The following is a 20,546-nucleotide window of genomic DNA, read 5'->3' as shown; positions in this document are numbered from 1 at the left end:
CGCGCTCACCACCGGCTGGTGGTGAAGCTGACCTCGTACAGTTCCTTGAGCTCGCCCATCGCCGTCAGCTTCGTCCATGCGCGCAGCAATGGACCCGCGGGATGGACCGTCGCCATGCGCTGGATCAAAATTGACTCGCCAAATCTTACGATGATCGGGTCGCCATGCACGCGCACCTTGTCGCCCGGCTGGATCGCCACATCGCCGTCCAGCTCGACATGCGCGTGGAAATGCGCCTCGCTCTGCTCCACCTGGATGCGGCAGGGCGTATCGAACGACGGCTGGCGCAGCAGGTTCATCATTTCAGCAGCGCCTCGAAGGTCGCACGGTTGGTCGGACCGAAAGCGCCCAGTTCGACCACGCGGTTGGTCGCGGTGTCGGTGAGCGAAAGCGATCCGTCGCTCCAGTGGTTGAGCTCGTAAGGCGCATCCATCGGAATGCCGCGTACATGCCGGCCCCGGCCCATGCCGCGCAGCACGCCACGGATGAAGCCGCTGCCCTCTTCGCCATAGACATGCACGGTCTGGCCGGTGACCGCATCGGTCACCACGACCTTGCCGTTCTGCGCATCGGCAAACCGCAGCACCCGCGACTTGACGGCGGTGGCCGCTTCGGCCGCGCGCACGTCGCTGGCCGAGGGCGAGGGCGCGATCCAGCCGAGCTGGGTTGCTCCGGTCAGCGCCAGCGTGAACAGCACCACCCCGCACGCCATTACCAGCGCGCCTTTGGGCACGGTATTCTCGTGGCTGTGGCCATGCCCGCCATGCGAATGATGGTTGCTATGGCTGTGCGATGCGCTGGTCATGCGATGGCTCCCTGAAGATGCGCAGGGACTCCATCGCCCGCTACGACATTGGCCTGTTGCGCCCGGTCGACCGGCGCGATCGCCGCGACGGCGCGCGCCAGGCGCTCGCCGACCACCGCCGCATCGGGCAGCGCGCGCAGCATGGGTTCGGGATGACCGAGCTTCCAAGGACGCGCATGCGGCCAGAGCACCAGATAGCCCAGATTGTGCGGGCCGATCAGCTGCAGCGCCAGATCGCCCTCGGTGGGGCCGAGCGGGCGCAGGTTCGCGCCGCCGATCTTGGCGAGCGGCAGGTTGATGCACATGTTGAGCGCGACGCCGATGCGCAGCACCACGCGCCGGCTGGTCAGCGTATACACGGTCGTGCGCGCCACCGCCCAGGCATAGAGCATCAGCAGCCCCACCCCGAGCGCCCCGGCGATCGCGGTTGCGATCACCCCGCCGGTGCTACCATTGTAGATGGCAAGCGCGACCAGCGCGGCGAAGTACAGGCCGACGATGCGGGTGAAGAACGCACTGCGCGCCAGCAGCCGCCAGTCGGGAGAGCCCTGCCACAACAGGACTTCCCCCTGTGGGAGCTCGCCGGGCAGGCCCCGGACGGGCTCGTCGTCATATTCCGTGATCATATCAGCGGCTCCTGCCGGGCGCTGTTAGCGTAGAGATAGCCGCCGCCGAAATAGCCCGAGATCTTGTCTTCCTCGTAGCGACTGATCTGGCCGGGCGTTTCGACCTGCGGGCAGCCCGAAAACTGCGCGGCGTTGATCGCATCGACGACGATCTGACGGGCGGACTTGCGAACCTTGGCCATCATCATCGGCGCAAGAGCATGCACGCCCTCGGCAGTGACCACCTCAAGATAGCGCACCTGGTGCTCCGAGCGGTCGACCCAGATTTCCGCCACGGTGCCCGCGACCGCGCCATCGGCGCCGATCACGGTCATGCCGCGCGGATCGGGATCGCCGCGCGCGATCGAGAAGCTGGGTTCGAGCGCCATCGGAACGATGCGGTTGTTGCCGAACGCGTCGATATCGGGAAGGCGGCTGCGCTCGGCATAGGCGGCAGGGCCGATGCAGTCGGTCAGCGGGTTGCCGGTGGGCACATAGGGCGCGCCCGGGAACGGGCTCATGCGGCGTCCGGCAATGTCGAACTTTTCCTTGCCGATGGTCGGCGTCGAGACCGTGCCGCGGCCGAAGGGCAGCTTGAAGGTCTTGGGAGCAGCGTGCAGCAGCGGCCCGCCCATGCCCAGCGACCGCCCGGTCAGGTCGTCCTCGAGCGGGAAGCCCTCGCGCCGATCCTCACGCCTGAGATAGTAGATCAGGCCGATGAAAAACAGCACGAACGCCCAGAAGGCGATCGATGCGACATCGATATTCCCCACGATATTGCCGTTAAACATGGCGCTTACCTCTCTTCTTCAAGACCCTCATGTCGGAAATTCGGTGAGGCCGAACCGCGGTTGCGGGGCGGATTCATCGATCGGCTGGCCCCCGACAAGCGGGCCAAGCACGACCATCGTGACGAGCAGCAGGACGATTTCGATCAGATAGACGGTGCCGTATCCGGTGGCGCGATAGGCCAGCGTCTCGCCGATCCGGTCGGCGAGCGCGAGCGAGGAGACGGCATCGCGGATGAGCCCGCCGGCGGCCACCGCAAGCCCCGAAGCGCTGGCCTGCACCGCGCCCCAGGCACCGAGCGCGAGACCCGATCCCTTGTGCCTGCCGCTGCCGGCAATGGCCATGATCGCGCTCAACGTGCCAACCGAGAACAGGCCTGCACCAAGGCCGATGGTCAGCGCGCCCGAAAAGACGAGAAAGCTTGCTTCGAGCGGTGCCGCAAAGAGGATCATCGCAAAGGCGAGCATGCCAATCGCCGCGCCGAAACCGGCGAGCCGCAGCGGGTCGGCGCCTGCACTCAGCCGCCGCGCGGCAAGGGCGAAGGCGGCAAGCATGCCGAATGCCCAGAGCCCGGTCAGCGAGGTGGTCGCCCCTACCGACATACCGAGCACCTCGCCGCCGAACGGTTCGAGCAGCACGTCCTGCATGCTGAACGCCGCCGTGCCGCAGCCGATGGCGAGCAGCAGCCGCGCGTTGCGCGCCTCCGAGGTAAACTCGCGCCAGACGACCGAGAATTTCGGCGTCTCGCGCTCGGGCCGGGTGGTCGAAGGCGCGCGCGCCTCCTGCTTCCAAAGCGCGATGACGTTGAGCGCCATTGTGAACATCGCTGCGCCCTGCACGATCGCGACCAGCCGCGTGGCGCTGAAATCGGCGAGCAGCGAGCCCATCACGAAGGCAGCGCCCATCATGCCGACCAGCAGCATCACGAACATCAGCGCGACGACGCGCGGGCGGGTATCCTCGGGCGCAAGATCGGTCGCCAGCGCCAGGCCTGCGGTCTGCGTCGTGTGCATGCCGAGCCCCGTCAACAGGAAGGCGAGCGCGCCCGCGATCATCCCGATGGTGAAGGTGTCGCCGCGCGACAGCAGCAGCAGCGCGAAGGGCATGATCGCGAGGCCCCCGAACTGCAGCAGCGAGCCGAACCAGATATAGGGCACCCGCCGCCAGCCGAGCATCGACTTGTGATAGTCCGACCTGTGGCCGATCAGCGCGCGGAAGGGCGCAACGAGCAGCGGGATCGCGATCATCAGCGCGACCAGCCAGGCCGGCGTTCCCAATTCCACGATCATCACGCGGTTCAATGTGCCGTTGAGCAGCACCGTCGCCACGCCCACCGTCACCTGGAACAGCGACAGGCGCAGCAAACGGCCCATCGGCAGTTCCGCGCTCGCCGCGTCGGCGAACGGCAGGAACTGCGTTCCAAGTCCGGCAAAGAACCGGGTCGAGGCGCCCTGTAGGCTCATCCGCGCGCCACCAGCATCGCGTGGCTGGTATAGAAGCCGCTGACAATGCGTTCGCTCGCGGCGATGCCATGACTGGGGAGACGCTGGGCAAGCAGTCTCTGCAGCTTCGCTTCGGCCACCGGGACGATCGCGGGTGCGCGATCGGATTTGGGAAAGAGCTTCCCGGTAGCATGCATCGCCGCGAGCAAGGGTGTCCGCGGTGCGAAAGTGAAGGCGATCGATGGCGCGCGGTCGGCCAGCGCCGCCAGCACATCAACGATATCGCCGGTTTCATAGTGGATGAGCGAGTCCATCGCGACGACATGGTCGAAATGGCCCAGCGCCGGATCGAGCATGTCACCCACGCGCCAGTCGATGCTCAGGCCCGAAGGTGCCCGCTCGCGCGCGACATCGACCAGCCCGCGCGAAATGTCGATCGCGACCACCTCTGCACCCAGCTGCGCGGCAGCGACGGCGAGCGCGCCGGTGCCGCAGCCCGCATCGAGAATGCGCTTGCCCTTGAGGTCATAGGGCAGCCAGTCGAGCAGCATCGCGCGCATCCGGTCGCGCCCTGCGCGCACCGTGGCGCGGATGCCGCTGACCTTGGTGTCGCTGGTCAGATCGACCCAGTTCTGCCGCGCGGTGCGGTCGAAATAATCCTCCAGCCGCCCGCGATAGGCGTCATAGGTCGAAGGGGATGGCTGGCTCGCCATCACTCGAAGCCCAGAAATTCGAAGATGTCGCGATCCTTCATCGGCATCGCGTCGAGCGCATCGGTGCCCGCCCAGAGCGTCGCGGCGAGACGCAGATATTCGTTCTTCACCGCCTCGATCTCGGGGGTCGAATCCATCTCGAAGATCGTGCATTTCTTGAGGCGGCTGCGGCGGATCGCGTCGAGATCGGGGAAATGCGCGAGGCGCTTGAGGCCCGTCGCATCGTTGAACCGGTCGATCTCGTCGGTCGCCGCCGAACGGTTGGCGATCACGCCCGCCATGCGGACCTCGTAATTCTTGGACTTGGCCTTGATGGCAGCGACGATGCGGTTCATCGCGAAGATGCTGTCGAAATCGTTCGCGGCGACGACGACGGCGCGCTCGGCATGCTGCAACGGTGCTGCAAAACCGCCGCACACCACATCGCCCAGCACGTCGAAGATCACGACATCGGTATCCTCGAGCAGATGGTGCTGTTTCAGCAGCTTGACCGTCTGGCCGACGACATAGCCGCCGCAGCCAGTGCCCGCCGGCGGACCGCCCGCCTCGACGCACATCACGCCGTTAAAGCCTTCGAACATATAGTCCTCGGGCCGCAGTTCCTCGTGGTGGAAATCGACGGTTTCGAGCACGTCGATCACCGTCGGCATCAGCTTCTTGGTCAGCGTGAAGGTGCTGTCATGCTTGGGATCGCAGCCGATCTGGAGAACGCGCTTGCCGAGCAGCGAAAGCGCGGCCGAGAGGTTCGACGAGGTGGTCGATTTGCCGATGCCCCCCTTGCCATAGATGGCGAACACCTTGGCCCCGGTAATCTCGTCGCGCGGGTCGAGCGCGACCTGGGTGCTGCCTTCGCCAAAGGCTGGCGGCGCACTGCCATGGTCCAAAAGGCTCATATCAACTCTCTCCCGTCATTCTGCTGCAATCAGGCCTTCGAGCCTGTCCTCGATATCGTCCGCAGCGGCGCGGAGCGCCGCCAGGGTTGCGGCATCCGGTTCCCAAAGCCGGCGGTCGCATGCCTCGAGCAGCCGCTCCGCCACCCGGGCCGAAGCCTTGGGGTTGAGCGTGGCAAGCCGCGCGCGCATCTCTGCATCGAGCACATAGGTCTCGCTGATCTGCTGAAAGACCCAGGGCGCGACCTCGCCGGTCGTCGCCGACCAGCCCATGGTCGTCGTCACATGTCCCTCGATCTGGCGCACGCCCTCGAAACCGTGGCGCAGCATGCCCTCGTACCATTTCGGGTTGAGCATGCGGGTGCGCGTCTCGCGGTCGATCTGTTCGGCAAGCGTGCGGACCTTGGCCGCGCCTTCGGTCGCATCGACGATATAGACCGGTGCCGCCTTGCCGCCGCGCGCGCGCGTCACCGAACGGCTGACCCCGCCAAGCGCATCGACATATTGATCGATATCGGTGACGCCGAGTTCGACCGAGTCGAGATTCTGATAGGTGAACTCGACCGAGGCCAGAGCGGTTTCGAGCAGCTCGCGCTGCTTCATCGGCGCACCCGAGCGGCCATAGGCATAGCCCTTGTGCGTCTCGAACGCTTCGGCAAGCTCGTCGGGATCGGCCCAGGCACCGCCGTCGATCATCATGTTGACCTGCGCGCCGTATGCGCCCTCGGCATTGGAGAAGACGCGGAGCGCTGCGGTCTCCATGTCGCAGCCCATCTTGGCGGCATGGGCAAGCGAATGCTTGCGGATGAAATTCAAGGCTTCGGGCTCTTCGGCGGTCGAGGCGAGCCAGGCGGCTTCGGCGATCATCCGCGTCTGCAGCGGCAGCAAGTCGCGGAACACGCCCGACAATGTCGCGACGACATCGATGCGCGGACGACCGAGCTCTGCGAGCGGGATCAGCTCGGCGCCCGCGAGCCGGCCATAAGTGTCGAACCGGGGGCGCGCGCCCATCAGGTGCAGCGCTTGGGCGACCTGCGTGCCTTCGCTCTTGAGATTGTCGGTGCCCCACAGCACCATCGCGATGCTTTCGGGCAGCGGTTCGCCCGCCTCGACATGGCGGGCGAGCAGCGCATCGGCCTGCGCCGCTCCGGTCACGCAGGCAAAGGCGCTCGGGATGCGGAAGGGATCGAAGCCGTGCGTGTTGCGTCCGGTGGGAAGCACTTGCGGATTGTGCAATATGTCGCCGCCCGGCGCGGGGCGGACATAGCCGCCGTCGAGCGCATGGATCAGCGCGCCGAGCTCGTCATTGGCGGCGAGCTTCGCGTCCAGTTCGGCGCGGCCAGCGCCCCCATCGGCCGCGGTGAGCGCATCGAGAAATGCCTCGCGCTCCTCGCCCTCGGGCTGGCTGCCGAGCACGTGCAGGCCGAACGGGATCAACGCGCGTTCCAGCTCGTAGAGATTGCCGGCCAGCGCGGCGATATCGCTGCCATCGATATCGAGCGCGGTTGCCGCATCGCGGATCATGGTCTCGAGCGCGGCACGTTCGACGCCCTCGCCCGCGAGCGCACGCCAGCGTTCGACCAGCGCTTTCAGGTCGGAAAATCCCTTGTACAGCCCGGCCTGGGCGAGCGGCGGGGTGAGGTACGACACGATCGTCGCGCCCGAGCGCCGCTTGGCGATGATCGCCTCGGACGGGTTGTTGGCGGCATAGAGGTAGAAATTGGGGATGTTGCCCAGCAGCCGGTCGGGCCAGCAATCGCCCGACAGCCCCGCCTGCTTGCCCGGCATGAACTCGAGCGCGCCATGCGTGCCGTAATGCAGCAGTGCATCGGCGCGGAATTCCTCGCGGATCCAGCGATAGAAGGCGGCAAAGGCGTGCGTCGGGGCGAAATCGCCATCGAACAGCAGCCGCATCGGATCGCCCTCATAGCCGAAGCTGGGCTGGACGCCGACAAACACATTGCCGAACTGCTTGCCGAGCACATGGATCGACCAGCCATCGCTCTGGATCTTGCCCGGCGCGGGGCCCCATTGCTTCTCGATCGCGCGCAGATGCGGTTCGTTGCAGACATGATCGTCGGTCGAGATGCGCACCGCGACATTGGCGTCCGACCCGAACCGGTCGGCATTGCCCTTGAGGATCGCATCGCGCAGGCCATCGACGGTGGCGGGCGGATTGCAGTCATAGCCCTCTGCCGCCAGCCGGTGCAGCGTGGCGTGGAGCGATTCGAATACGGCGAGATGCGCCGCGCTGCCCGTCGCCCCGGCATTGGGCGGGAAATTGAACAGGACGATCGCGAGCTTGCGCTTCGCGCGCTCCGACCGGCGCAGCGCGACCAGAGCCTCGACCTTGGCCGCCAGCGACTCGGCGCGCTCGGGGCAGCTCTGCATCGCGCGCATCGCATCGGGCGCGGTGAACAGGCACTTGCGCGCACAGCCCTGGCATGGCTCGCCCGATCCGTCGGACCGTCCGCCGAAGACATGCGGGATGACCGCACCGTCGAGCTCGGGAATCGCGACCATCATCGTTGCTTCGAGCGGCAGCAACCCCTGGTGGCGCGAACCCCATTGCTCGAGGCTCTGGAACTCGATCGGGTGCGCGGCGATATAGGGCAGGTCGAGCCCGGCGAGCACCTCTTCGGCCGCCGCCGCATCGTTATAGGCGGGACCGCCGACCATCGAGAAACCGGTCAGGTTGATCACCGCATCAACCACCGGGCGGCCATCGCGGACGAAATATTTCGCCACTGCGGGGCGTCCGTCGAGACCGCTGGCAAAGGCCGGGACGACATTAAGCCCCCGCGCTTCCAGCGCCGCGATCATGCCATCATAATGACCGGCATCCTTGCCCAGCAGATACGAGCGCAGCAGCAGCACGCCCACGGTTCCGCCAGCCTTGGCGCTGCGCGGCAGGCGCGCCGCATCCTCGGTCATCCGCTCGGGCAGGGCCGGGTGATACAGGCCGATCTCGGGATAGTCGCGCGGGGCCTGAGCGGGCGTGGTGCCCTTGAGCGCGGCGCGCTCGCCCGCGGCATAACGGTCGATCAGCCCGCGGATCATCGAGACGACATTGTCGTCGCTGCCCGCCAGCCAGTATTGCAGCGTCAGGAAATAATGGCGTACGTCCTGCGCGGTGCCCGGAATGAACTTCAGGATCTTGGGCAGGCGGCGCAGCATCTTCATCTGCCCCGCGCCCGAATTGCCGCCCGGCTTTGCACCCTTTTTATTCTGGCCGCGCAGCTTCTTGAGCAGCGCCAGCGGCCCGCGTGCGGGCGCATCCATGCGATAGCCGCCCATGCGGGTCAGCTTGACGATGTCGCCTGCGGACATGAGGCCCAGCATCGCATCGCACTGTTCGCGGCGCGCCTCGAGGGCGGGCAGGATCGCGCGGACATGATCCTCGAGGAACAGCATCGTCGCGATGACGATATCGGCGCGGGCAATGTCGGCCCGCGCGGCATCGAGCGCGCCCGGATCGCGGCCCCAGTCGGCAGCGGCGTGGAAACCGATCGACAGGCCGGGCATGTCCTGGACCAGCAGTGCCTCCGCCCGGTCGACCGCGCCCGACAGGTGATTGTCGAGCGTGATGAACACCACGCGGATCGCGGCATTGCGGCCCTGGGCCGGTGCTTTGCTGGCTTTACCGGGCATAATGCGCCTTTGCATCATACAGGGTTTCGAGGGAGATGGTGGCAAGGCCCCGCTCCTCGGCGAAGCGCTCGGTGTTGCGGCGGGCCTTGCCGCGCACGAAGAACGGGATTTTCTTGAGCTCGGCTTCGGCCTCGGCAGTCCAGAGCGTGCGTTCGAGGAGCTCGCCCTCCTGGACTCCCCTTCCTTCCAGGAGAGCGGTTTGGGGTGGGTTGGCAGCAGCAGCGGTTGCAGGCTCGCCTTGCGGCTCGCACCCACCCCTAGCCCCTCCCTGGTCAGGGAGGGAAACAGCCTTCGGCGCGCTGCCGTGCAGATGGCTGGCCCCTGCCCCGTCGTGAAACTCGAAATCGTCGCGGAACATGGTCAGCAGATGCTCTTCCAGCCCCATGACCAGCGGGTGGACCCAGCTATCGAACAGCACGTTCGCGCCTTCGAAGCCCATTTGCGGGCTGTGCCGCGCCGGGAAATCCTGCACATGCACCGGCGCGGAGATGACTGCGCAGGGGATCGACAACCGCTTGGCGATATGCCGTTCCATCTGCGTGCCCAGCACCAGTTCGGGATGCGCGGCGGCGATCGCTTCCTCGACCTCGAGATGATCGTCGGTGATCAGCGGCTCAATGCCATGATCGGCGGCGGCGGCGCGCAGGTCTCGCGCGAATTCGCGATTGTAGCAGCCGAGGCCACAGACGACGAAGCCGAGCTCGTCGCGGGCGACGCGGGCCGCAGCGATGGCGTGCGTGGCATCGCCGAAAATGAAGACACGCTTGCCGGTGAGGTACGTCGAATCGACCGAACGGCTCCACCAGGGCATCCGCGCCTCGGCCATGTCGAGCGCCGGCGCGGGATCGACCTTGGCAAGCCTTGCAACCTCGTGGATGAAGTCGATCGTCGCACCATGGCCGATGGGGATGGTCCTGGTGAACGGCTGGCGAAACTGGCGCTCCAGCCAGCGCGCCGCCGTATCGGCGATTTCCGGATAGAGCACGATGTTGAAATCGGCCTCCCCTATCCGGGCGATGTCCGCCGCGCTCGCCCCCAGCGGCGCGGTGACGTTGATCTCTACGCCGAGCGCAGCGAGTATCTTCGACACTTCGACGATATCGTCGCGGTGGCGAAAACCCAGTGCGCTCGGCCCAAGCAGGTTCGCTTTGGGACGCGGAGAACCTGCCTGGCACGGTGCGGGGCGGGAGGAATCCCCGACCGCGAGAGCTCTGACTATCTGATAGAAAGTCTCCGAAGCTCCCCAGTTCTCCTTGCGGGAATAGCTGGGCAGCTCGAGTGGAATGACGGGAATATCAAGGCGCATCGCCTGCGCCATTCCGGCAGGATCGTCCTGGATCAGTTCGGCGGTGCACGAGGCCCCGACCAGCATGGCGGCGGGCTGGAAGCGCGCCACCGCATCGCGCGCGGCGGACTGGAACAGCTCGGCCGTGTCCTTGCCCAGATCGCGCGCCTGAAAGGTGGTATAGGTGACCGGCGGACGCTTGCCGCGCCGTTCGATCATCGTGAACAGAAGGTCCGCATAGGTATCGCCCTGCGGCGCGTGCAGCAGATAGTGCACGTCTGCCATGCCGGTCGCTACCCGCATCGCCCCGATATGAGGGGGCCCTTCATAGGTCCAGACCGACAGCTGCATGGCCCTAAACCCTCAACACGTCGCGGCGACGGATCGGCCGCGCGAACAATTCGGCAAGATCGCCCGCCTGGTCGAACCCGTGGATGGGCGAGAAGACCAGCTCGATCGCCCATTTGGTGGTGAAGCCTTCCGCCTCGAGCGGATTGGCCAGGCCCAAGCCGCACACGGTGATATCGGGCTTCGCCGCACGCACCCGGTCGAGCTGGCGATCGACATCCTGGCCTTCGCTGATCACGGTCGCCTCGGGCAGCTGCGCGAGCTCCGGCGCCATATGCGCGCGGTGCAGATAGGGCGTGCCGACCTCGACCGGCACCATGCCAAGCTCGCGGTGCAGGAAACGCGCGAGCGGCAGTTCGAGCTGCGAATCGGGCAGGAAGAAGATGCTCTTGCCTTCGAGCTGCGCGCGGCTGTGTTCGAGCGCGCGCTTGGCGCGTTCGCGGCCCGGCGCGACGACGCTGCGAAAGTGCATTTCGTCGATGCCGAACGCGCGCGCCGCAGCGTGCAGCCAGTCGGTCGTGCCCTCCGCACCGAACGGGAAGGGGGCGGAAAGATGCACCGCGCCGCGGTCCTCGAGCGCCTGCGCGGTATCGCCCAGAAACGGCTGGGCGAGCAGGAAGCGGGTGTTCGGCCCCACCGCAGGCAGCTCCCGCGATTCGCGCGCGGGCAGGCAGGAGACGCGGGCGATGCCAAGATCGCGCACCAGCCGCAGCAGCTGGTCCTCGACGATATCGGGCAATGCGCCGACGATCAGCAGCTCGGGTTCGGCGTCGATGGCCGGTTCGGGCATGAACGGCACCAGCGCGGCGAGACAGGCATCCTCGCCCTGGGTGAAGGTGGTCTCGATGCCGCTGCCCGAATAGTTGACGATGCGGACATCGGGCAGGAACGCCCCCGCGAGCCGCTGTGCAGCGCGCGCCAGATCGAGCTTGATCACTTCCGACGGACAGCTGCCGACCAGGAACAGCGTACGGATCTCCGGGCGGCGCGCCAGCAGGCGGCGAACGACCCGGTCGAGTTCCTCGTTCGCGTCGGCAAGGCCCGCCAGATCGCGTTCCTCGATGATGGCGGTCGCAAAGCGCGGCTCGGCAAAGATCATCACGCCCGCCGCGGACTGCAGCAGATGCGCGCAGGTGCGCGATCCGACCACGAGGAAGAACGCATCGGGCATCTTGCGGTGCAGCCAGACGATGCCGGTCAGCCCGCAGAACACCTCGCGCTGGCCGCGCTCGCGCAGCACCGGCGCCGAAGCGCAACCCTGGTCGAGCACGGGGGGTGCAGCGGCGATCATCGCGCCACCGCCAGTCGCGGCTGCGACTCGGATGTGCCCGTGCCCTGCAGCCGCGCCATGCGCAGCTTCCAGAGGAACTGGCCGGCATTGACGATATAGGCGGCATAGCCCGCCAGCGCGACGCCCATGCGCTCGCCGGTGGTACCCAGGCCCGCGAACAGCATCACCAGATAGGCGGTGTGCAGCGCCAGCACGAGCATCGAGAAGACGTCTTCCCAGAAGAAGGCGGGGGCGAACAGCCATTTTCCGAACACCACCTTCTCCCAGATCGAGCCGGTGATCATGATCGTGTAAAGCGTGAGCGTCTTGACGACGATCGAGGCATCGGCGGCGAATGCGCCCTCACCTGTCCCGAAATAGCGCAATACCAGCGCCAGGCTGACCAGAAAGACCAGGAACTGCACCGGAGCGAGCACGCCCTGAACCAGCGTCCAGACGCTCGAATCGCGACGTTGCCGCTCTTCGGGGGTGTAGAGGGTAACCGGCATGGCCCGGGGCGAACGACCGACCAGATCGCCCTCAAGCTTGCGGTTCTCCGCAGTTCCAGGCTGATTTTCCAGTGGCATGAGCGTTTGAACGCCTCCCGTTTCAAGTCAGGAAACCTACGCCCCGGTCGGCAAAAGTGTCAAGATAAATTGACGTATAGTTTTCTTGACAAAACTTATGTTGTCAGGCCTTCTGGACAGGCGTAGGATCATGGCCTGGCGAGGGTGAGCGCATAGAACGTTTCCAGCCATGAGGCCGGTGCCCGATGCACCGACAAGACCTTGGAGAGTCTGAATGGCCTCGGTTTTTGGGATCGATTTGATCAGGTCTACGACGGAGCTTTTCCGCAACGCACGGTTGCGCAAGAAGACGTCGCCCTGGGACGGCGAGCAGACCGGGCAGAGCCGCGTCGTTCGTCATATGCCGAACGACGACGTTGGCCGCCTGGTGGAGCACGAGATCATCCCCCGGCTGCTGATGGTGCATCAGGATGACCCTCGCATGGCGCATTTCCCCGCCGATTCTGTTGCCGACATGGTGACGCCCGCCATGCACGCGCAGGATGGCGGCGATGGTTTTCGCGACACTTCAGGCACACAATCGAACGACAACCAGCGTCCGGGCGCAGGCAGCAGAGGCTTTGCATCCATGGCGCCTCTGTTCGATGAGGCGGCGATCCGCGCATTTGCCGACGAGGTGCTGGCGCACGAGGTCAACACGCTCGCGGACATCATCATCGGTCATCTCGACCGCGAGGTCGCGCCCGAAACCCTGTTCATCCAGCTGATCGCGCCTACCGCGCGCGAGCTGGGCGAGAAATGGAACCGCGACGAATGCGATTTCGTCGACGTGACCATGGGCCTGTGGCGGCTGCAGCTGCTCTTGCGGACGATCGCGGTCTGGGCTCCCCCGCCCGATGGCTGGGCGCTCAGGACGCACCGCGCGCTGTTCACCACCATGCCGCGCGACCAGCACAGCCTGGGCACGCTGATGATCGGCGAGTGCTTCCAGCGCGCAGGTTGGGATGTTGAGACGCTGATCGAGCCCGAACAGTCGGAAATCCTGCTCGCGCTCGGCTCATCATCCTTCGATGTCGTCGGATTGACAGTAACCACTGACTTTTATATCGCGCAGGTTCCCAAACTGCTCACGGCGATGAGAAGCGTGTCCTGCAATCCCAAACTGGCAATCATGATCGGCGGTCCGGCCATTGGCTACGATCCCGAACTTGCGCGCAAGCTGGGGGCGGATGGGACCGCTGCCGATGCCGCCGCCGCGCTCGCATTGGCCGACGAACTGGTTTCTGCCGGGGTAGAGCGCACCGCGCTTTCGCTTTGAAGACCGCACCCGGCGCGGCATGAACAAGGACGAGCCTTCAGCAGCTGCTATGCCTTTCCGCGACCTCAAAGGCGTTGTCGGCACTCTGGAAATCGGCGCAGCACTCGCTTTGGTGCTCGCCGCAGGCGATATTGCCCTGGCGCTGGATGAAAATGGCGTCATCAGCGATGTTTCCGTGAGTGCAGACGACATGCCCGACCTCAGCGGCTGGATAGGCCGACGCTGGGAGGACACGGTTGCGCTCGACAGCCGTCCCAAGATCAACGAGATGCTCACCAGCGCGCCGTCGGAAACGCCCGGCCGCTGGCGCCAGGTCAACCATCCCGGGCCCGACGGCAATCTGCCGATCCAATACCGGCTCGTCGATCTGGGCGAGGGCAAGCCGCGCATGGCGATCGGCCGCGATGTCCGCGCCTGGGCCAGCCTGCAGCAGCGCCTGTTGCAGACGCAGCAGTCGCTCGAACGCGATTATCTGAAGCTGCGCCAGACCGAGGCGCGGTTCCGCCTGCTGTTCGACATGATCTCCGACCCTGTGCTGGTGATCGACGCGACCACGCGGCGGATCACCGCGGCCAATCCGGCGAGCTATCAGCTGTTCGGCGCCAAGCCGGGCAGCCTCGACAATCGCGATCTCGCCAATGTCATCGGCGGAATCTCGCGCGACGATCTTATTGCTGCCTTGGGCGGAGCGACCGCCACCGGCGAACATTGCCAGATGGAAGTGAGCATGGGCGAGGGCGAACCGCCGATGACGCTCACCGCGATGCCTTTCCGACAGGACAGCGGCCGCCAGTTCATGATCCGCCTGTCGCGCGACAGTGCATCGGCAGACGATGCGAGCGGCCGCAGACCGATGGTCGAGCTGATCGAGCGGATGCCCGATGCGTTCGTGCTCACCGACGCGAAGATGCAGATCGTCACCGCCAATTCGGCCTTTGTCGATCTGGTGCATGGCAGCTCGAAGGAAGCGATTGCCGGGCAGCCCTTGGGCCGCTTTATCGGACGCCCCGGCATCGATGTCGACCTGATGCGCAAGCAACTCGACGATCACGGCCAGGTGCGCAACGCGACCACCATCGTCCATGCCGATGACGCGATCGAGGAAGCGATCGAGGTTTCGGGCGTCAAGACCGATGCGCAGGGCGGGCATTACGGCTTTGCCATCCGCACCGTCAGCCGACGCGTGCGCGACCTGCCCTCGGCCGACCGCGACGTTCCGCGCTCGGTCGATCAGCTGACCGAGCTGGTCGGGCGCATGCCGCTGCGCGAGATCGTGCGCGAATCGACCGATCTGATCGAGCGGATGTGCATCGAGGCAGCACTTGCCTATACCTCGGACAACCGCGCCTCTGCCGCCGAAATCCTGGGCCTGAGCCGCCAGAGCCTCTATTCGAAGCTCCATCGCCACGGCCTGGGCAACCTCATCGGCCGCAAGGACGAGCTGAGTTGACGTTTCGGGCCGCTAGCGCCCGATCAGCCCCAGGGCATGGCGGATGAACGCGTCGCGGTCCTTCACCCATTGCATCTCGGGCGGCAGAACCGGATCGGAATAGGTCCAACCCTCGTTGGTATAGGCCCGGCGCAGCGTACCGCGGGTGTTGAAGGCGAGCGAGACCATGCGCTGCTGCGCTCTGGTCGTCTGCTCGTTGCCGATCACCGTAGGCGTGCCCGGCTCCACCCCCAGGCCCTGCATGTTGAGCCGGAAGACATGGGGTTCGCTGCGGAAGCTGTCGACCAGGGTGTTCTGGAACACCGAAAGATAGACCTGATCGAGCGCGCCGAGCGGATTGGCGGGCATCCGCCAGCCGGGATCGACCATGATGTTCCACGGATAATGGTCGGGCGCGCCGTAGACGATCTCGGTGCGCAGATCGACGAGCGAATCGCGAACGTCCTGCGCCGGGGGAACGCGCTTCAACTGCAGGTTGTTTGACCATGTGAAACCGAAGGCCGAGATATCGACCAGCGGCATGGCCGAGGGCACCGTGGCGCCCGGCAGGTTGGCGACCGTGACATTCTCGTAGACGCGCAAATAGGCCTTGTCCTTGAGCTGGTGCCCGCTGGCGACATCGATCCAGCCCTTCTGGCCGTACCAGGTCGAGTTGCGGACATGCGTGACCAGCGTGCCGTTGATATAGGTGCCGTGTTCCTGATCGACACTGTCGCCGACATTGCCGCGGATGATGCTGTCCTCGATCAGCACCATGGTCTCGCCGCCAGGAACGAAGATCGCGTTCTTGCCGCCGAAGATGGTGGAGCGGCGGATCACGGCGGTGATCAGGCCCGGTCGCGTGACATCGAGCACCTCCAGATGCACCGCGCCCTTGGCCTCGCCTGCGCCCGGAAAATCAAGCGCGATGTCGCGCATTTCGAAATGGATGCGCTGCGGCCCCAGCTCGAACAGGCGCGGGTTGATCGTCGCCCAGGCATCATTGGTGCGGAAGGTCACCTGCACGCCGGGAACCGAGGAGCGGAAGATATATTGCGTGCCGTTGGTCTGGCCGACGATCTGCGGCATCGACGGGGCGAAGGGATAGACGCACGGACGGCCCGCGCCGTCATAGGCCTCGTAGACGAACTCGTATCCGCCCTCGATCCGGCCTTCGATCGCTGCGGCCGAAGGACGGTCGAACACTTCGCGGCCCGCCGCGCGGGAGGCATCGCAGCGCACGCGCATGATGACGGCAGGGGGACGCAGGCCCTGCATCGGCATGTAGAAGGGATAGACGCGGTCGTCGCGCTGGACCGTGGCCTGCGACGCGGCGGCGACCTGCCCCGCGACGGTCACATCCGCATCCCCCGTCAGCGCCTCCGCCTCAAGCCGCACCGGCGGCGCAGTCGAGGCGCGCTCGGCCGACGAAAAGAGCAGCAGCGGCGCAAATGCCATCAGCATCGCCAGTCGGTGCAGCGCCATGAAACCTCTCCCGAAACGCCCTGTCTATACTGGAAGGCGTGCAGAAATGGTCAATAGTTCCATTGTGCCTGGATGCGCAGCAGTTCGCCCTCGGCCTGGCCGAAGCGGCGTTCGTCCGCCTCCTTGCGCGAGGCGAAGCCATAAGTCACGGTCAGCTCGAGCGCGGGGGTGGGCAGGAATTCGAGGCCGAATTCGAGCTCTTCGGTCTCCAGCCGGGGGGCATTGGTCGCGCCCTTGAAGCCGCCGCGATAATATTGCCAGCGCGCAAAGGGATAGAAGGGGCCGAGCGGCGACCGACGGACACGGGCCATGGCCTGGATATAGCCGCCGTTGAGCGGGCGTTCCGCGATACGGCCGGTGGCGGGGTCGAATTCCGGCCCCCTGCCCCAGTTCCATTCCGCCTGCAGCCCGAATGGCTGCGGATAGAGGATGGCGTGCACCCCGATGCGGTTGTCCTTGTAATCGATCGGGCTGACCCCGCCGGTGCGGATCTCCGGATTGACGCGGTTGCGATAGAAGGAGCCGCCCAGTTCGAGCACCTGCCCCTCGAGCCCCAGCGCGTCGAGCTCGAACGGCCAGGTGGCAAGGCCGACGATCATCACATTGTCATTGGTCTCGGTGCGGTTGGTCCCCTGGCCGTTGAACGCGCCGAGGCCGAACGCCCCGTAATTGCCGAACAACTTCTGTCCGTCCTTGCCCAGCCGGTCCCAGATGTCCTGGACGTGATCGGGGGTATAATAGGCGACGATCCCGATATCGCGCTCGCTCGGCGCGCCGGTGTTGATGCCGTCGCTGCGGTCGAGCGCGAGCCGGTTCGACGAGGACTGCATGTTTTCCCAGCCATAGGGAATTTTCGACTGGCCGAAGCGGATGCGGAAGCTCTTGTCCCTGGTCGGAAACACATCGGCATAGGCATCGCGCAGCTGGGCAAAGCCCTCGCGGCGCTCGCCCGCCGACTGGTTCGAGACGGCCGATGCCATGTCCGCCTGGAGGTAGAGCGAAAGATAATCGCTGAGATCGCCCTGCAGCACGAGGCGGACGCGGCGGAAGCTGAAATTATTGTCCGAACGCACATCGCCATCGCCGATGGTGCGCAGCCGGGAGACGCCCGCCGGCGCCTCGGCATCGCCAGAGACGATGGTGTTGAGGCGAAGCTGGGTATAGCCGCGCAGCTGCAGCTTTTCATACCAGGCCTTGCCCTTTTTGGGGCTGGCATCGGCGACCTGCGGGGCGGGCGCGGGTGGAGCAGCCGCAGCGGGTGCCGCAGGCGCGGGCGAGGTGCCCTGAGCCAGGACGGGCGGGGCGGAGGCGGCGACCGGCGCAGCGGCGGCCGCGGCCAGCTTTTCCGCCTTGAGCTCATTGACCGTGGCTTTCAGCTCATCGATCTGGCGCTGAAGATCGGCGATGATGCCGAGATAGTCTGGCTGCCCGGCAGAAGGCGCTGGCGCACCCTGGGCCAGCGCGGGTGTTGCGACGCTGGCCAGCGCGATCGCGACCAGAGGCCTTCGGAAAAATGCCGTGCGAGCAAGAGTCATGTTCAGGCGCCTGTGGCAATGCCGCGCCCTGCCGCGACGGTTCGGCTGCGCCAATATGAAGGTTTTATGTCGATTTTGTGAATTAAACAAAACGCTTTTGTGACATCGATCAGCCAGCCAGGCGCGCCTATGGGCTTTGCGACGTCCCGGCTCGACACTCGAGGCTGTCCATTCTGATTGACACTCTGCAGCGTCAGGCATAGCCTTCATGTCATGGATCGCTCCGCCAACATGTCGCCGTCCGCGCCGATTCCGCATCCGCGCGACGTGCTGGAATTATTGAAGCCGGTGACCTGGTTCCCGCCGATGTGGGCGTTCTTCTGCGGGGTGATGTCGTCGGGCGCGGGTCTCGACGGACGCTGGTGGTTCCTGTTCGGCGGCGTGCTGCTGGCGGGGCCCATGGTCTGCGGCACCAGCCAGGCGGTGAATGACTGGTTCGACCGGCATGTCGATGCGATCAACCAGCCCGAACGGCCTATCCCCTCGGGCCGGATTGCCGGACGCTGGGGCCTGTATGTCGCGCTGATCGGCTCTGCACTATCGCTGCTGCTCGGGCTGGCGCTCGGCTTCTGGGTGTTCGTCGCGACCATCGTCGGCCTGCTCTGCGCCTGGGGCTACAGCGCGCCGCCCTTCCGCTTCAAGATGAGCGGATGGATCGGTCCTGCGGTTGTGGGCCTCAGCTATGAGGGGCTGAGCTGGTTCACCGGTGCGAGCGTGATGACGGGTGGATTGCCCGATGCGCGCGTGCTGGTCGTGATCCTGCTCTACAGCCTGGGCGCGCATGGCATCATGACACTCAACGATTTCAAGGCGGTCGAGGGCGACAGCGCGATGGGCGTGCGCTCGCTGCCGGTGACCCTGGGCGTCGCGAGAGCCGCCAAGCTCGCCTGCGCGGTGATGGCGGTGCCGCAGCTGATCGTCATCGCCTTGCTGTTCCAATGGGGGCTGGCGATCTCCGCCATCGCGGTGACGCTGCTGCTGGCGATGCAGATCGTGTTCATGCGCCGCCTGCTCACCGATCCCAACAGATTCGCGCCCTGGTACAATGCCACCGGCGTCTCCTCCTATGTGCTCGGCATGCTCGCCGCCGCGCTCGGCCTGGGGGGCTGGATATGACCGCCGCGCGCATCGCCCCCGTCAAGATTGGCCTCGGCTGGACCGATATCATGCGCATGGGCCTGGTGCAGGCGAGCATCGGCGCGATCGTGATGCTGGCGACCTCGCTGCTCAACCGGGTGATGGTGGTGGAATATGCGCTGCCCGCCGCGCTGCCTGCAGGCCTGGTCGCCTGGCATTATGCGGTGCAATTGTCGCGGCCGCTCTGGGGCCATGGATCGGACAAGGGCCGCAAGCGCACGCCCTGGATCATCGGCGGCATGGGGATACTGGCGCTGGGCGGCATCGTCGCGGTCAATGCGACGATATTGCTGCCGCATGCTGCGATTCCGGGCACGTTACTCGCCATTCTCGCCTTCAGCATGATCGGCGCGGGCGTGGGCGCGGCCGGGACCTCGCTGCTGGCGATGCTCGCCTCTGGCGTGGTGCCCGAGCGGCGTGCGGCAGCCGCAGCGATCACCTGGATCATGATGGTCGCAGGGATCGTCATGGCCGCCGCCACCGCGGGCAGCCTGATCGATCCGTTCAGCGAACAGCGGCTCGCGACCGTCTCGGGCGGCGTCGCATTGAGCGCCTTCCTGCTCGCCTGGGTCGCGATTTCAGGCATAGAAAACCGCTTGGTCGCGCCCGCACACCCGCATGAAGATGCCCCCTCGGCCTCGTTCGGCGAGGCTTTGCGCGAGATCATGAGCGATGGCACTGCCCGGCGCTTCACCATCTTCGTCTTCGTCTCGATGCTCGCCTATGCGATGCAGGACCTGATCCTCGAACCTTATGCCGGCCTTGTCTTCGGCATGAGCCCGGGCGAGTCGACCAAATTGGCAGGTCTTCAGCATGGCGGGGTGATGGCCGGGATGATCGTCGCCGGGATCGGCGGCAGCGCCTTTGCCGGACGGCGACCATCGGACCTGCGCTGGTGGATTCTCGCCGGATGTGGTGGCAGCGCGCTGGCCCTTGCGGGCCTCGCCTTTGCCGCCACGACCGGCGGCGACTGGCCATTGCGCGTCAATGTCGGCCTGCTCGGCTTTGCCAACGGCCTGTTCGCGGTCTCCGCGATCGGCGCGATGATGGGGCTCGCAGGCGCGGGTCAGCAATCGAAAGAAGGCGTGCGCATGGGCGTGTGGGGCGCGGCGCAGGCGATCGCCTTCGGCCTCGGCGGGCTGACCGGGGCGCTCGGCGTCGATGCAGCGCGTGGGGCTCTCGCCAGCGATGGCGCAGCGTTCCAGCTGATTTTTGCGGGCGAAGCGGGGTTGTTCGTCCTCGCCGCCCTGTTGGGGGTGCGCGTCACCATGCGCAGCGCCAGCCCGTCTATGGTGGCGGCACCGGCCTGAGCGCCGG

Annotated in this window: 17 protein-coding genes; 4 read left to right on the top strand and 13 right to left on the bottom strand. The window is 66.0% G+C overall.

The window, feature by feature from the left end:
• Positions 1-5 precede the first annotated feature (5 nt).
• The 11 genes from OPU69_RS03860 to bchF are packed head-to-tail and all read right to left on the bottom strand — an operon-like array spanning position 6 to position 12,307.
• On the bottom strand, positions 6-302 hold the full coding sequence (locus tag OPU69_RS03860) for an O2-dependent cyclase accessory protein (protein WP_498509406.1): 297 nt from the start codon (positions 300-302) through the stop codon (positions 6-8).
• The gene (gene puhC, locus OPU69_RS03855; protein ID WP_498509405.1) at positions 299-805 is read right to left on the bottom strand and encodes a photosynthetic complex assembly protein PuhC; all 507 of its coding nucleotides are present in this window, start codon (positions 803-805) and stop codon (positions 299-301) included. The genes OPU69_RS03860 and puhC overlap by 4 nt, the downstream gene beginning before the upstream one ends.
• On the bottom strand, positions 802-1,431 hold the full coding sequence (puhB, locus tag OPU69_RS03850) for a photosynthetic complex putative assembly protein PuhB (RefSeq protein ID WP_498509404.1): 630 nt from the start codon (positions 1,429-1,431) through the stop codon (positions 802-804). The genes puhC and puhB overlap by 4 nt, the downstream gene beginning before the upstream one ends.
• Positions 1,428-2,201, bottom strand: a complete 774-nt coding sequence (gene puhA / locus OPU69_RS03845) for a photosynthetic reaction center subunit H (RefSeq protein WP_498509403.1) — start codon at positions 2,199-2,201, stop codon at positions 1,428-1,430. Before puhA ends, puhB begins: the two co-directional genes overlap by 4 nt.
• Positions 2,202-2,228: 27 nt before the next feature.
• Complete coding sequence (locus OPU69_RS03840; RefSeq protein ID WP_060979775.1) at positions 2,229-3,662, bottom strand: BCD family MFS transporter; 1,434 nt, start codon at positions 3,660-3,662, stop codon at positions 2,229-2,231.
• Positions 3,659-4,354: a magnesium protoporphyrin IX methyltransferase gene (bchM, locus tag OPU69_RS03835; protein ID WP_060979776.1), complete on the bottom strand. Its 696-nt coding sequence runs from the start codon at positions 4,352-4,354 to the stop codon at positions 3,659-3,661. Before bchM ends, OPU69_RS03840 begins: the two co-directional genes overlap by 4 nt.
• Positions 4,354-5,247 carry a ferredoxin:protochlorophyllide reductase (ATP-dependent) iron-sulfur ATP-binding protein gene (bchL, locus tag OPU69_RS03830; protein WP_498509402.1) on the bottom strand — a complete coding sequence of 298 codons (894 nt, stop codon included), beginning with the start codon at positions 5,245-5,247 and terminating at the stop codon, positions 4,354-4,356. Before bchL ends, bchM begins: the two co-directional genes overlap by 1 nt.
• A gap of 15 nt (positions 5,248-5,262) precedes the next feature.
• Positions 5,263-8,895 carry a magnesium chelatase subunit H gene (locus OPU69_RS03825; protein ID WP_498509401.1) on the bottom strand — a complete coding sequence of 1,211 codons (3,633 nt, stop codon included), beginning with the start codon at positions 8,893-8,895 and terminating at the stop codon, positions 5,263-5,265.
• Positions 8,885-10,531 (bottom strand): ferredoxin:protochlorophyllide reductase (ATP-dependent) subunit B, encoded by a 1,647-nt coding sequence (gene bchB / locus OPU69_RS03820; RefSeq protein WP_498509400.1) that lies wholly within the window; start codon positions 10,529-10,531, stop codon positions 8,885-8,887. Before bchB ends, OPU69_RS03825 begins: the two co-directional genes overlap by 11 nt.
• A 4-nt stretch (positions 10,532-10,535) precedes the next feature.
• Positions 10,536-11,819, bottom strand: a complete 1,284-nt coding sequence (locus OPU69_RS03815; protein WP_498509399.1) for a ferredoxin:protochlorophyllide reductase (ATP-dependent) subunit N — start codon at positions 11,817-11,819, stop codon at positions 10,536-10,538.
• Positions 11,816-12,307, bottom strand: a complete 492-nt coding sequence (bchF, locus tag OPU69_RS03810) for a 2-vinyl bacteriochlorophyllide hydratase (protein ID WP_498509585.1) — start codon at positions 12,305-12,307, stop codon at positions 11,816-11,818. The genes OPU69_RS03815 and bchF overlap by 4 nt, the downstream gene beginning before the upstream one ends.
• 316 nt (positions 12,308-12,623) lie before the next feature.
• Between bchF and OPU69_RS03805 the strand changes: the two genes are divergently transcribed.
• Both OPU69_RS03805 and ppsR read left to right on the top strand, forming a co-directional pair.
• Positions 12,624-13,643, top strand: a complete 1,020-nt coding sequence (locus OPU69_RS03805) for a cobalamin B12-binding domain-containing protein (RefSeq protein ID WP_196490503.1) — start codon at positions 12,624-12,626, stop codon at positions 13,641-13,643.
• 19 nt (positions 13,644-13,662) lie between these two features.
• A complete protein-coding gene (ppsR, locus tag OPU69_RS03800; RefSeq protein WP_498509398.1) occupies positions 13,663-15,093 on the top strand; it encodes a transcriptional regulator PpsR in 1,431 nt (476 codons plus the stop codon).
• A gap of 12 nt (positions 15,094-15,105) precedes the next feature.
• On the opposite strand, the gene OPU69_RS03795 is transcribed toward ppsR, so the two are convergent.
• A complete protein-coding gene (locus OPU69_RS03795; protein ID WP_498509397.1) occupies positions 15,106-16,557 on the bottom strand; it encodes a hypothetical protein in 1,452 nt (483 codons plus the stop codon).
• Positions 16,558-16,607: 50 nt separating this feature from the next.
• On the bottom strand, positions 16,608-18,092 hold the full coding sequence (locus OPU69_RS03790) for a porin (protein ID WP_498509396.1): 1,485 nt from the start codon (positions 18,090-18,092) through the stop codon (positions 16,608-16,610).
• Between the two features lie 213 nt (positions 18,093-18,305).
• On the opposite strand from OPU69_RS03790, the gene chlG reads away from it, so the two are divergent.
• A complete protein-coding gene (gene chlG, locus OPU69_RS03785; RefSeq protein ID WP_060979785.1) occupies positions 18,306-19,208 on the top strand; it encodes a chlorophyll synthase ChlG in 903 nt (300 codons plus the stop codon).
• Positions 19,205-20,539, top strand: coding sequence for a BCD family MFS transporter (locus OPU69_RS03780; protein ID WP_498509395.1), 1,335 nt, complete (start codon positions 19,205-19,207; stop codon positions 20,537-20,539). The genes chlG and OPU69_RS03780 overlap by 4 nt, the downstream gene beginning before the upstream one ends.
• Positions 20,540-20,546: the final 7 nt, after the last annotated feature.

It is taken from the genome of Blastomonas sp. 34TW, from assembly GCF_059803595.1.
The sequence above is the reverse complement of the archived record's forward strand: the minus strand, read 5'-3'. Positions and strand labels throughout refer to the sequence as shown.